This window comes from Microbacterium sp. MMO-10 (genome assembly GCF_037148715.1).
Taxonomy (GTDB): domain Bacteria; phylum Actinomycetota; class Actinomycetes; order Actinomycetales; family Microbacteriaceae; genus Microbacterium.
The window spans coordinates 634,536-647,461 of sequence record NZ_JBBCSV010000001.1; the positions used below are offsets into that span (position 1 = coordinate 634,536).

Annotated in this window: 13 protein-coding genes; 9 read left to right on the forward strand and 4 right to left on the reverse strand. The window is 71.2% G+C overall.

The window, feature by feature from the left end:
• Window positions 1-46 precede the first annotated feature (46 nt).
• The 3 genes from WFJ17_RS03025 to WFJ17_RS03035 all read right to left on the reverse strand — a co-directional run bounded on the left by WFJ17_RS03025 (window position 47) and on the right by WFJ17_RS03035 (window position 2,210).
• Window positions 47-907: a F510_1955 family glycosylhydrolase gene (locus WFJ17_RS03025; protein ID WP_135948648.1), complete on the reverse strand. Its 861-nt coding sequence runs from the start codon at window positions 905-907 to the stop codon at window positions 47-49.
• 117 nt (window positions 908-1,024) lie between these two features.
• On the reverse strand, window positions 1,025-1,639 hold the full coding sequence (locus WFJ17_RS03030) for a DUF305 domain-containing protein (RefSeq protein WP_056207384.1): 615 nt from the start codon (window positions 1,637-1,639) through the stop codon (window positions 1,025-1,027).
• A 100-nt stretch (window positions 1,640-1,739) separates the two neighbouring features.
• Complete coding sequence (locus tag WFJ17_RS03035) at window positions 1,740-2,210, reverse strand: DUF6153 family protein (RefSeq protein WP_336647660.1); 471 nt, start codon at window positions 2,208-2,210, stop codon at window positions 1,740-1,742.
• Window positions 2,211-2,365: 155 nt separating this feature from the next.
• Here WFJ17_RS03035 and WFJ17_RS03040 point away from each other — a divergent pair, with 155 nt between their 5' ends.
• The 9 genes from WFJ17_RS03040 (at window position 2,366) to WFJ17_RS03080 (ending at window position 10,668) form a co-directional block, all read left to right on the forward strand.
• Window positions 2,366-2,830: a DUF6153 family protein gene (locus WFJ17_RS03040; RefSeq protein WP_135948650.1), complete on the forward strand. Its 465-nt coding sequence runs from the start codon at window positions 2,366-2,368 to the stop codon at window positions 2,828-2,830.
• Window positions 2,831-3,242: 412 nt separating this feature from the next.
• Window positions 3,243-3,896 (forward strand): M23 family metallopeptidase, encoded by a 654-nt coding sequence (locus WFJ17_RS03045; protein WP_239531816.1) that lies wholly within the window; start codon window positions 3,243-3,245, stop codon window positions 3,894-3,896.
• Entirely contained in the window at window positions 3,896-4,786 is an 891-nt protein-coding gene (lgt, locus tag WFJ17_RS03050) for a prolipoprotein diacylglyceryl transferase (protein ID WP_005049593.1), read from the forward strand. The genes WFJ17_RS03045 and lgt overlap by 1 nt, the downstream gene beginning before the upstream one ends.
• Window positions 4,764-6,410, forward strand: coding sequence for a cytochrome c biogenesis protein ResB (gene resB / locus WFJ17_RS03055; RefSeq protein ID WP_336647661.1), 1,647 nt, complete (start codon window positions 4,764-4,766; stop codon window positions 6,408-6,410). The genes lgt and resB overlap by 23 nt, the downstream gene beginning before the upstream one ends.
• Window positions 6,394-7,386, forward strand: coding sequence for a c-type cytochrome biogenesis protein CcsB (gene ccsB / locus WFJ17_RS03060; protein ID WP_292898014.1), 993 nt, complete (start codon window positions 6,394-6,396; stop codon window positions 7,384-7,386). The genes resB and ccsB overlap by 17 nt, the downstream gene beginning before the upstream one ends.
• A gap of 27 nt (window positions 7,387-7,413) precedes the next feature.
• Window positions 7,414-7,689, forward strand: coding sequence for a hypothetical protein (locus WFJ17_RS03065; RefSeq protein ID WP_067165110.1), 276 nt, complete (start codon window positions 7,414-7,416; stop codon window positions 7,687-7,689).
• A 20-nt stretch (window positions 7,690-7,709) separates the two neighbouring features.
• On the forward strand, window positions 7,710-8,339 hold the full coding sequence (locus tag WFJ17_RS03070) for a TlpA family protein disulfide reductase (RefSeq protein ID WP_336647662.1): 630 nt from the start codon (window positions 7,710-7,712) through the stop codon (window positions 8,337-8,339).
• Complete coding sequence (locus WFJ17_RS03075; protein ID WP_284530406.1) at window positions 8,339-9,067, forward strand: cytochrome c biogenesis CcdA family protein; 729 nt, start codon at window positions 8,339-8,341, stop codon at window positions 9,065-9,067. Before WFJ17_RS03070 ends, WFJ17_RS03075 begins: the two co-directional genes overlap by 1 nt.
• Before the next feature lie 89 nt (window positions 9,068-9,156).
• The gene (locus WFJ17_RS03080; protein WP_336647663.1) at window positions 9,157-10,668 is read left to right on the forward strand and encodes a hypothetical protein; all 1,512 of its coding nucleotides are present in this window, start codon (window positions 9,157-9,159) and stop codon (window positions 10,666-10,668) included.
• Window positions 10,669-10,851: 183 nt separating this feature from the next.
• Here the strand turns inward: WFJ17_RS03080 and WFJ17_RS03085 are convergent, their stop codons facing one another.
• Entirely contained in the window at window positions 10,852-12,765 is a 1,914-nt protein-coding gene (locus WFJ17_RS03085; RefSeq protein WP_060960784.1) for a DUF4396 domain-containing protein, read from the reverse strand.
• Window positions 12,766-12,926 lie beyond the last annotated feature (161 nt).

A 12,926-nucleotide genomic window follows, 5' to 3' on the forward strand; every position in this document is an offset into this window, starting at 1 on the left:
TCCGATCCGCGGCCGCTCGGGTCGCGCCAGGTGCGAATGACGGTGGTCATGGTGTTGCCGCCGGGATGAGAACGGTGGCGGTGGTGTCGCGGATCCAGACCACGCCGCGGTCATCGACCAGGACGATCGCACCGTCCCCGGTGACCCCGAGGGCTTGGACGGTTCCCGTGGTGGTGCCGACGTTCTCCCAGCCGGTGCCGACTAGGCGTCGCAACGTCCCGTCGGTGTCCACTCCGACCACCCCACCGGTTGGGTCGGTCTCCACCAGGTACAGCACTGGCGCGTCCGGCGCCGGGGTGAAGGTGGCGCCACCGTCGGTGCTGTGCTGCAGCCCGTCCTGGGTGGCGGCGTACAGGGTGCCGTCGGTCGCGGCGGCCAGGTCGACGGCGGGCAGCTCGGCACCGTCCGCCCAACTCTGCCCGCCGTCGCTGCTGGTGCGCAGCAGCGGGCGGGAGGATCCGATCCCGTACAGGGTGCCGTCGCCGGTGACGGTGAGGACGTGGAAGTCCTCTTCCCCGGTGAACGCGACCGGTTCCCACGAGGCGCCGGCGTCGAGGCTGCGGATGATGCCGAGGTTGGGGGCGCCGAGCTCCGCCGGGGTGGACGGGCCGGGGTGCCCGGACGCGTAGAGGGTGTCACCGGTAGCGGTCAGTCCCATCGCGTCCAGATCGATGCCACCGACCGGGCCGGTGACGGTGCCGTCCTCGCCCAGCGTGTACAGGCCGGTGTGGGTGCCCAGCAGCACGGTGCCGTCACCGGCGTCGACGATGCCGTGCACATGCCCGAACCCGGCCGCGGTGCTCGCGGGGGCATCGGGCTCCGCAGGGGTGGTGCTGCAGCCCGTGAGCAGCAGCGCGACGGTGACGGTGGCCGTGATCGCCAGTCTGCGGGTGGTGGGAGAGATCATGAACGGAGAGCCTTTCCGTGCGGGTACGCCGGATACCGGTGACCGCACAGGGGTCGAGGGTGGGGCCTCGGACGGGACCGGCATCGGGAGCGCGGGTCCCGTCCGAGGGGTACCGGGTCAGAGGCTGGCGAGGATGTCCTGCATCGTGGTGATCTCGGCGGTCTGCCCGTCGATGATCTGCTGCGCGAGGGCGGCCACGTCCGGGTTCTGTCCGTCGGTGAGCACCGACTGCGCCATCGTCACGGCGCCCTGGTGGTGAGCGATCATGCCGTTCAGGAACAGGCGGGTCGCCTCGACCCCGGTCGCGGCATCCAGAGCGGCCATGTCGTCCTCCGACATCATCCCGCCGCCCATGTCCATGCCGTCCATCCCGGACATGGAGTCGTCGTACGGGACGCCCCACTCCTCCAGCCAGCCCTTCATGGTCTGGATCTCCGGGTCCTGTGCGGCCTTGATCTGCTCGGCGAGGGAGACGACTCGCTCGTCGATGCCGTCTTTCGCGAGGATCTGATCGGCCATCTCGATGGCCTGCTGGTGGTGCGGGATCATCATGGTCACGAACATCTCGTCCGCGGCGTTGAACGCGGCGGCGGACTGGGAGGGGGCGGTGCTGGTCATCCCCCCGGGTCCGTGGTCCATGCCGGGCATGGTGCCGTCGGTGGGGGCGCAACCGGCGAGCACGAGCACGGTGGCCAGGGCGCCGGCGGTCAGCGTGAGAGTACGAAAACGCATCAGGGGTGTCCTTGTCTATTCAGTCGGTGAGGGTCTGATTCAGTGCCCGGGAGGGCAGGGTGCAGCATCCCCGGCAAGGGTCGCCGGGGTTCAGGCGGAATCAGGTGCGACTGATGGACAGGACAAGCAGTGAAGGCGGGCGGGGATGCGGCAATCCGGCCAGCAGAGTCCGGGTATGGGAGCGCGAGCGGGCTACGGCGTATGTGAGAAGGGCACGGGACGTCGGGGCGAGCAGGACGATCACCGCGGCCAGCAGCGCCAGCACGCACACCATCATCAGCATCGAGTGATCCGGCATCCCCGCAGGGCTGCCGCACCCGTCCTGGCAATGCCCTCCAGCGCCCTCCGCCGCAGCTGCGGTCATCGGCGTATCGTCGGCGGCGGCTGGTGCGGAGCCGACCTGGCTGTGCGTGCTCATCGCGCTGGTCTCTGATGCCAGGGCGGGCTGGTGGGAACCGGTCACGATGTGCATGGACAGCAGCCCGGTGATGATCGCCAGGGCGATCGGAGCAGCCAGCAGGAGCCGTCGCACCCCGGGGGTCAGACGCGCGTGCGAGCGAATCACGTTCACGACCGACCTCCTTCCCGTCCAGGGTAGCGGTGCCCTGCCCCCGCGACACGGTCAGAACACCACGCACGGGAGCGGGTGCCCCCTACCACTCAGCATATACCCATCCGGGGTATCCAGGATGGGTATCGCTTCGGGGATGGCTACCCGCCCGGGGTATGCTGGGCGTGATCGAGGAAGGGGCGTCGACGGTGAACCAGGTGGTGGCGCGACGGCGGGCACTCGGGTCCCGGCGTGCCCTGTGGTTCTACCTGGCCGCGGTGACCGCGATCATCGCGGGGCTGCTTGCGATGCATTCGCTGAGTCTGGAAGAGGACCAGGCGGGCACTGTCGTGTCCGCCTCCGCAGTCGTTGCGGCCCCCGATGCCGCCGCTGATGTCCTGGTCAGCGGGGTGGTGACGCCCTCGTGCGATGAGACGGTCTGCGGGACGTCTCATGCTTTCGCTGCCGTGACGTGTCTGCTCGCGTTGCTGACCCTGCTCATCCTGGTGCTCCCGGCCCGGGACGGGTGGATGTCGCTGCTGGCGTGGCTGCGATCCCTCCCGGGCAGGTCGGGCTCGTTCACGTCCGGGTCGCCTCTTCTGCGGCCCTCCCTGATCGTGCTGTCGATCAGCCGCACCTGATCAGCACCCCGCCCGCGCCCGCCGCCTGAGCCGCCGCCGGCGCGTGATGTCGCCGACGGTCCACGATGTGCGGCCCGCAGGCGAGCGCGACCCGTCTGCGGCAGCGCCATGGGTGATCCGATCCCGGATTCTCGCCGTGCACTCCGGGCCGCGGCTCCCGGTTGGACCGTGTGACGGCGACCGTGCGCACCTTCATCGTCCCCCTCATCCAGGAAAGTCTTGTATGCCCGAACCCGCCCCCTCCTCCCCGACTCCCGGTACCGGGACGCGCCGTGCGGCGAGAGCCGCCCTGTCTTCCCCACCCGTCCAGACGCGACGCGATCGACGCCGTCGGCCCACCCGTGCCGCCCGGACACCTCGACACGCGCCGCGCCGCACGCTCACCCGATCCCGGATGCTCGCCGGCGCGGTGATGCTCCCGGTCGCGTCGATCGCCGGACTGCCGTTGCTGATCCCGTTGACGCCGGAGCCGGTGTTCGCCGTCGAGGCGACCCGCACCCCGGTGCGCGCCCAGTCGTTCACCACCCCCGACACCGTCACCGGGACGGTGATGGTGCGCGGGGACTACACGGTGGCGGTGACCGCCCCCGTCGGGACCGAGTCGTACGCGCACACCGCGGACACGTTCACCAACGACCCGGCATCGGCGGTGCAGTGGCCGTTCACCGTGGGAGTGCCGATCAGCAGCACGTTCGGGTACCGCACCCCGCCATGCCCGTCCTGCTCAAATTTCCATGCCGGACTGGACATGACCCCCGGGATCGGCACCCCGATCCAGGCGATCGCCGACGGGGTGGTCACCACCGCGACGGAGCAGGGCGGCGCGTACGGGGTGTACGTGGTGATCCGGCACGAGATCGACGGGCAGGTCGTGGAAAGCGCGTACGCGCACATGCGGGAAGGGTCCCTCGCCCTGACCCCGGGACAGACCGTGCGGGTGGGGCAGATGGTCGGCCGGGTCGGGGACAGTGGACGCAGCTTCGGCGCACACCTGCACTTCGAGATCCGCACCGGAGGCGAAGCGGTGGACCCGCTGGCGTGGCTTCCGGCGAGGGTGAGGCCCTGATGGACGCACTCCTCATTGTGGCTCCGGCGCTGATCCCGAGCCCGGGGATCAGCTTCGTGCAGGTCGGTCCGTTCCAGATCCGGTTCTACGCGCTGGCGATCCTGGCCGGGATCGTGCTGGCGGTGCTGATCACCGGCCGTCGGTTGCGGGCGGTCGGGCACCCGGCCGGGGTCGTGGTGGATGTGGCGATGTGGGCGGTGCCGTTCGGGATCCTCGGCGCCCGGATCTACCATGTGCTCACCCATCCGGGCGACTACTTCTTCCCTGGCGCGGACCTGTGGCGGGTGCTCTACATCTGGGAGGGCGGGATCGCGATCTTCGGTGCGATCCTGGGCGGGCTGGTCGGGATTGTGATCGGCACCCGTCGCGCCGGGATCCCGGTGCTGCTGTTCCTGGACGCGCTCGCCCCGGGGATGCTGGTCGCCCAGGCGGTGGGGCGGCTGGGGAACTACTTCAACCAGGAGCTGTTCGGCCCGCCCACCACCTTGCCGTGGGGGTTGCAGATCGACCCCTCCGCTCCCGCGATCCCGCCGGGGACCCCGGCGGGGACCCTGTTTCATCCGCTGTTCCTGTACGAGCTGCTGTGGAACCTGGCCGGGGCCGCCGTGATCGTGCTGCTCGAGCAGCACCGCCGCAGGCACGGCCGGATCACGTTGGGCGCCGGGCGGAGTCTGGGCGTGTACCTGCTGTGGTACGGGGCGGGGCGGGCGGTGCTGGAGTCCATCCGGCTGGATCCCACCGAGCTGCTCGCCGGCGGGCTGAAAGCGAACGTGCTCACCGCCCTGGTGGCCGCCGTACTGGGGGTCGGGCTGCTCGCCCACGCCTCCTGGCGCGCCCGCCGCCGCGCACCCGTCCGGGGGAGGGGGGATGCGCGTGTCGATCCGCAGTGAGCAGGCCCCGCAGCTGCCCGCCGATCACGTCGACCGGCCGGTGGACGAGCCCACGAATCCGCGCCTGAGCGTGTCGGGGTGGGCGCGGTGGGCGTGGCGGCAGCTGACCAGCATGCGCACCGCCCTGGTGTTGTTGCTGCTGCTCGCGGTGGCCGCGATCCCCGGGTCGTTGATCCCGCAACGCTCCTCCGACCCGAACGGGATGATCCAGTTCGACAAGACCAACCCGGGCTGGATGTGGGCGGTGGACCTGCTGCAGCTGCACGACGTGTTCGGGTCGGTGTGGTTCTCCGCGATCTACCTGCTGTTGTTCGCGTCGCTGATCGGCTGCGTCATCCCCCGCATCCGCCACCACCTGACCGCGCTGCTCGCCCCGCCCCCGGCCACCCCCCGCAACCTGTCCCGCCTGCCCGCCCACACCCGCCGCGTCCTCCCCGACACGCCCCCCGGTGCGGTCTTGGACGCGGCCGAGAAGGCGCTGCGCCGGCAGCGGTACCGCACCCGCCGGGTCCGCGGCGACGACGGACGGGACTCGGTCGCAGCCGAGCGCGGCTACCTGCGGGAGACCGGGAACCTGCTGTTCCACGTGGCGCTGCTGGCGGTGCTGGTCGTGGTCGGCGTCGGCGGCGGGTTCCGGTTCACCGGGCAGCGGGTGCTGGTGGAGGGGCAGACGTTCGCGTCCACCCGGATCGCGTACGACTCGTTCACCGCCGGCCGGTTCATCACTGACACGCAGATCCCGACGTTCTCCCTCACCCTGGACCGGTTCCGCGTCGACTACGTCCTGGACAACGTCAACGCGCTCGGCATGCCGAAGACGTTCGACGCGCAGGTCACGACCACCACTGGCGGCACCCGGCAGGCCTCCAGCATCCGGGTCAACGAGCCGCTGTCGGTGGCTGGCACCGACATCTATCTGCTCGGCAACGGGTACGCCCCCACCCTCACCGTCCGAAACCCGGCCGGGAAGATCGTGTTCCGTGACACGGTCCCGTTCCTGCCGCAGGACGCGAATTTGACCAGCTTGGGCATCGTGAAGGTTCCCGACGGGCTGGCCGAGCAGGTCGGCCTGGTCGGGATGCTGTACCCCACCCGCGCGACCACCGCCTCTGGGGCGTTCGCGTCCAGCTACCCGGACCTGCTGGACCCGGTCGTCACCTTCAACGTGTACGTCGGCGACCTGGGCCTGAACACCGGGGTCCCGGTGTCGGTGTACGCACTGGACACCAGCACCCTCACCCAGATCGCCGGGCGCGGCACCCCCACCCCCGCCCTGCAGCTGGTCCCCGGCACCCCGGTTCCGCTGCCGGACGGGCTGGGCACGATCGAGCTCGGCCCGATCCCCCGGTTCGCGTCGCTGGAGATCGCCGCCGACCCCACCCAGACCCCCACCCTGATCGCCGCGGTCGCCGCGATGGCCGGGCTGGCCCTGTCCCTGTTCGTGCCCCGCCGCCGCCTCTGGGTCCGCACAGCCACCGGCCGCCGCGGCGGCACGGTGCTGGAGGTCGCCGGGCTCGCCCGCGGCGACGACCCCCGCCTGCAACCCACCGTCGACACCCTCGCCGCCCGCCTCACCCCGACCCCCACACCCCTTCGAGGAGGCTCCGATGACCCCGTTCCTTGACGCCCTGTCCCTGCTGCTGGTGTACTCGGCGATCGCGATCTACGCCGCCGCGTTCGTCGCCTACACCCTTCACCTCGCCCGCCGCGCCAGCGCCCCTGCCGTCCCGGTCACCGCCCGGGTGCCGGTCACCGCCGGCGCCACCACCACCGACCCGGACCTGGCAGGCACACCCCCCACCCCCGCCCCCGACACCACACCCGCCGCCGCTGTCCCGGGTGGCGGACGGGGGGCGGGGAAGGCGGCGCGGGTCGGGTTCGCGTTGACCGTGCTGGGCTGGGTGTTCCATCTTGCCGGGGTGGTGCTGCGCGGGGTCGCCGCGGACCGGGTGCCGTGGGCGAACATGTTCGAGTTCTCCCTCACCGGCACCGCGCTGATCATCGCCACCTTCCTGGCCGTGTCGCTGCGGGTGCGGTTGGCGTACCTGGGCAGCGCCGTGCTCGGGCTGACCGTGCTGCTGCTCGGCGTCGCGACGGTCAGCTTCTACGTCCCCGTCGTCCCCCTGATGCCCGCCCTGCAATCCGGGTGGCTGGTCATCCACGTGCTGGTCGCGCTGCTGGCGACCGCGTTCTTCGGGCTCGCGTTCCTCGTCTCCCTCACCTACCTGCTCACCACCCGCCGCCGGGGCCTCCCCTCCCGGCTCACCCGGCTGCGGGACAGTCTGCCCGGGCCGGAGGATCTGGACCGGCTCGCATACCGGCTGACGATCGTCGGGTTCATCCTGTGGACCTTCACCCTGATCGCCGGGGCGATCTGGGCCGGCCGCGCCTGGGGCAGGTTCTGGGGGTGGGACGTGAAAGAGGTGTGGACGTTCATCATCTGGGTGCTCTACGCCGGATACCTGCACGCCACCGCCACCCGCGGCTGGGCCGGCACCCGCGCCGCCTGGCTGTGCATCGTCGGCTTCGCCGCCGTGCTGTTCAACTTCGGCGTCGTCAATGTCTTCTTCACCGGCCTGCACTCCTACTCCGGACTGTGACCCGCCCCCTGCGAAAGGACCCCGCTCATGACCCGCACCACCCCCCGACCCGCCCCGGCTGAGGACCCGCAACGCGCCTGGCGGCGACACCGACTGCTCGTCCGGGTCGGCCAGGCCCTGATGGCCGCCGGCGCGATCGTCGCGATCATCCACTGGCTCGCGCACCTGGAAGTGTTCGGCCCCGGCCAGCCCCCCGGCTGGCTCGACCTGGTCGCCGGGTACCCGACCGGGGCGCTGCTGCTGATCACCGGCGCGATCCTCGCCGGCCGCCGCCGCCCCAGCAGCAAGAGCACGAACACCTGACCGACCGGAGTGATCCCCGCATGCGCACCCCCACCGCCCTGACACGCCCACCCCGCCGCGCCGTCACCGCCGCCGCGGTCGCCGTGCTCGGCGTGCTCGCCCTGCTCCTGGCCGGGTGCACCGCCCAGACGCCCGGCCTGTTGTCTTCCTCCCCGTCCCCGGGGTATCTGTCCGCGGACGAGACCGTGCGGGAGATCCCCGCCGACCGGCGCGACGACCCGGTCGCCTTCACCGGCACCACCGACACCGGGGAGCAGGCGGATTCCACCGCGTGGGCGGGCTCGGTCGTCGTGGTGAACTTCTGGTACGCCGCCTGCCCGCCCTGCCGTGCCGAAGCGCCGGACCTGGAAGCCCTCGCCCAGACCTACCAGCCCGACGGTGTCGTGTTCATCGGCGTCAACGTGCGCGACAGCGCCGACACCGCCGCCGCGTTCGAGAACCAGTTCGGCATCACCTACCCGTCGATCCTGGACGCCACCAGCGGCACCGTGCAAGCCGCGTTCGCCGGGAAAGCCGCCCCCGGCGCCGTGCCCACCACCATCGTCCTGGACCGCACCGGCCGGATGGCCGCCCGCATCATCGGGCAGCTTCCTACCCGCACCACCCTCGCCTCCCTCATCGACACCGTCCTCGCCGAGACGAGCCCCTGATGGGGGAGATCATCACCGCCGGCAGCATCTGGGCCGCCCTCCCCCTCGCCCTCCTCGCCGGGCTGGTGTCCTTCGCCTCCCCCTGCGTGCTCCCCCTCGTGCCCGGCTACCTCGGCTACCTCACCGGCACCACCACCACCGCGGGGGTCTCCCGGTGGCGGGCGCTGGCCGGGACCGGGCTGTTCACCCTCGGCTTCTCCGTCCTGTTCATCGGCTACGGGGCCGCGTTCGGCGCCCTGGGTGGCTGGCTCATCCGCTGGCAAGATCTCCTCACCCGCATCCTCGGGATCGTGGTCCTGCTGATGGGGCTCGTGTTCCTCGGCGTGTTCCGGCTTCTCCAACGCACCGCGAAACCCGCCATCCACCCACCCAGCGGGCTGGCCGGAGCTCCCCTGCTCGGCATCGCGTTCGGGCTCGGCTGGACCCCGTGCCTGGGCCCCACCCTCGCCGCGATCTCCGCGCTCAGCCTCACCACCGGCAACCCCGCCCGCGGCGCCCTCCTCGCCGTCACCTACTGCCTCGGCCTGGGGTTGCCCTTCATCGCCGCCGCGGCCGGCCTGAACTGGGCCACCGGAAGCATCACGTTCCTGCGCCGCCACATCCGCACCATCAACATCACCGGCGGGATCCTCATGATCGCCACCGGCATCGCGATGATCAGCGGAGCCTGGACACTCCTCATCTCCAGCATCCAGAACCTCATCGGAGCCACCGTGCTCCCCCTCTAACACCCCGCTGCCGCCGGGAGCGGCGCCATGGCGTTAGCCGCCTGGCAGGGGCGGACCGGCTCCCTGCCGCATCACTGAAAGGACAGACCATGCGACCACACGGCACCCGTGACCGCGCCCCCCTCCCGTCCGAGCCGGACCCGGCCCGCGGTTCCCCGGCGCTGGGGGCCGGGGGCGTCTGGGTCGCCGCAGCGGCCGCGGCCGCCGGGGTTGGGTCGGCGTATTGGGACGACTCCTGGCACACCACCCTCGGCCGGGACGGCACCTTCATCCCCCCGCACCTGCTGCTGTATGCGTCGATCCTCACCGTCGGGGTCGTGATCGCCGGCTGGGGGTGGCGGCGGCTGGCCGCGACACGCTCCGTGGCCGCCGTGTTCCGCACCCCCGGGTTCGCCCTCGCGGTCGCTGCGGCGGTCGCGACCGCGGCGACCGCCCCCGCCGACGCGTTCTGGCACACCGCGTTCGGGCGTGACGCGGTGCTCTGGTCGCCCCCGCACCTGCTGTCGGTGATCGGCACCCTGTGCGTGCTGATCGGCCTGCTCACCGGCACCGACCGGCTCGTGCCTGCCCCGCCGCGGATCGCCCTGGCCGCAGGCGTGCTCGGGGCGGCGCTGATCATCGTGATGGAATACGACACCGACGTGCCCCAGTTCACCGAGACCCTGTACCTGCCGCTGCTGCTGGCGACCACGCTCGGCGCGGCATGGGTGATCACCACCCTGGTCCCCGGCCGCACCCACATCGTCCTCGTCGTCGCCGGGTACCTGGTGTTCCGGGTGGTGCTGTGGGTGCTGCTCACCACCTCTGGGTGGCTCGCCCCCGACCTGCCGGTCGCCGTGGCCGGGCTCTTCCTGCTGGCCCTGCCCGTCCCCCGGTGGCGGTGGCCGGTGGCCGCCCTCGCCGTGACCACCCTGCAACTGCTGGCCTCCGGGACCGGGATCAGCAGCGTCCCACCCACCCCCGTCGCCTGGTCCGCCGTCGGCACCACCACGGTGATCATCGTCAGCATGATCGCCCTCACCGTGCGGCCGGGGACTCGCCTCCGATCCGGGGCCGCGGCCGCGGCCCTCACCCTTCTGCTGGTCGCCCTCGCCCCGCCCCCACCCGCGCAGGCGCACGACCCCGGCCAGGGCACCGCCTACGGCACCGCACAGATGACCGTCACCGGTGACGGCACCGGGCAGCTGACCGTCACCATCACCGGCATCCGCCTCACCGACGACACCGACCTCACCCCGACCCGGTTGGTCGCCCGCCGCGCCGGAGAGGACCTCACCGCGCCGCTGCGCGCGCAACCCCGCACCCCGCCTCCCGGCACCTTCACCGGGGAACTGGCGCTGCCGTCACCGGGGCTGTGGTTCGTGTACGCCCAGTTCGCCACCGGCGAACGCACCCTCGAGGTGTGGGTGCCGGTCGGTCAGCAACTCACCGGCCCGCAGAGCCAGCAGCGCAACCTCTACCAGCCCGTCACTGCCGCCACCCCGCCACCGGGGCAGATCCTCCTCGGCGCCGTGCTCCTCGCCGTCTCGGCGGCGCTCACGGTCGCCGCGGCCGTCACCGTCGCCCGCCGCCGACGCGTCCTCCCTCCCGCGACCACCTGACCACGGCGAGGTCACCGCGCCCCGTTGCGGGCGGGCGGGCGATCTCGGCCCCCGGCAACCGAAACGGTCGGGCACGATGAGCTGGGCACCCCTGGCATCCGCCTGCTGTGCTGCCGGAGGGCGCGGACGTGACTCGACGCGGCAACGGCGACCACAACGGCGGCGGTTCTTCGGTTCGTGGGGTTATTCGGTGACGTTGATGATCATGGTCAGGCCGCCAGCGCCGTCGGTTTCGACGTTGTTGTTGGTGGTGTGGTGGTTGATGTGGCAGTGGATGAGCCACTGGCCGGGCTCGAGCGCGTTCCAGAGCACGTCGTAGCGTTGTCCCGGCCCGACGTTGATCGTGTCGGCCTGGAACTGCTGCGCCGTGGTGAGGGCCGCCCCGTCGCGGGCGACGACGGTGAACGGGCCGCCGTGGATGTGCATCGGGTGGATGTCGTTGGTGTTCGAGCCGATGAACCGCACCCGGAGGGTCTCCCCCACCTTCATGTCGATGGTCTCGGTGGCCGGGTACGCCTTCCCGTTGATGGTGAAGTAGTTCGGCATGCCCCCTTCCATCGGCATCGCCGGATAGGTCAGCCCCTCCCGGGACAGCCACTCCTGCAGCTGGATCGTGTACTCGCGATCGGCAGGCGGCTGCAGGCCAGGGTCGGCGGGGTCGATGATCAGCGCCCCGTACAGGCCGAGGGCCTGCTGCCGGTCGGCGTGATCGTGGGAGTGGTAGAAGAACGTGCCCCACTGCTTCACCGTGTACTCGTACCGGTAGGTGTCGCCGGGTTGGATGGGATCCTGGGTGATCCCGGCGGGCCCGTCCATCTCGTTGGGCACGTCCAGGCCGTGCCAGTGCACGGTCGTGGACTCGTCGAGCTCGTTGGTCACGTCGATGCGGATCCGGTCGCCCTGGGTGACCTGCAGCCGAGGCCCCGGGATCTGCCCGTTGTACGCGTACGCGTCGACGGTGACGCCGGGGAGGATCTCCCAGCGGATCTGCGACACGGTCAGCTCGAACACCCTCACCCCGTCCTCGACGCGGGCAGGTTCCAGCACCTCATCACCGCGGGTGTCCACGTCGTACGCGGCGGTCGCGGCCCGCGGGTCGACGGCGGCCATGTCCCGCATCGCCTCGGCGGGGGTGTCACGGGTCATGATCATCCCGGGCGGCATGATCAGCCCACCGACGTCGTGCGCGCTGAGAGTCATGTTGACGGCGTTCGCGGGGGCGACCATCCCGACCACGAGCGCGATCGCGGAGAACGCGCCGACCACGGTCAGCTGCGGCACGGTCACCGCTCCGGCGCCAGAAGGCTGGTGCGCCTCATGCCCCGACCCCGGCGACGACGCACCGCCCGCCGCCTGGTCGTGGCCGGCGTGCGCCTCCGGCCGCGGGCTGTGCTGCGCGTGCGCGTCATGCTCCTGGGGGTGGGTGGCGGGCTGGGGGCGGACGGTCATCAGACCGTGCTTGAGGCCCTTCTTCACCATCCACACGTTCACGGGGTAAGCGAGCACGAACCCGACCGCGATCCCGAAACTCATCACCGCCCAGAACAGCAACTCGGTGGGCAGCATGGCCCGCATGTCGCGGCCCATCATCAGCAGCGACATCACCGGCGCCATGCCCGCCATCATCAAGTTCATGCTGATGAACTCGGGCAGGAACGAGCGGCGCACGTTCTGCCAGTAGCTGCCGCCCATCATGTTCTTCATGAACAGGGCCTGGAACACGAACAACCCGAACGCGAACCCGGCGGCGTACTCGATGATCAGATCCAGCCACATCGGCAGGCCCAGCGACGCGACGACGACGGCGGCGACGATGATGCCGGTGGCATCGCCCGCGACGCAGTGGATGGTCGAGCCGATGCCCTGCTTCCACAGCGGCCGGGTGAACTCCTCATGCTCTCCCGGCCGTGGCTCCTTGTCCGCGAGCACATACAGCAGCGCCCCGATCGGCCCCAGGTAGAGGGTGACCAGGATGAAGCCCCACTTCATCACCGCCGGCTCCGGGTTGTGACGGAACTGGTCCACCCCGACCCAGATCGTGCTGATCGCGACCAGCACGAACCAGGCGACCAGGAAATAGTCGATCGGTTGAATCAACCTCGCCCGCCTCTCCCTCGCACACGACTCCCCCACACCTTATACCCCCTATAGGTATTCTTTCAATCGGCGCCGCCTCGGGTGCCGACGGGTGCACGTGCCCGGTGGGGCGAACCTGACGCAGCCGAGACGATCGCGGCGGAGTTCAGCGACCCGTGCCG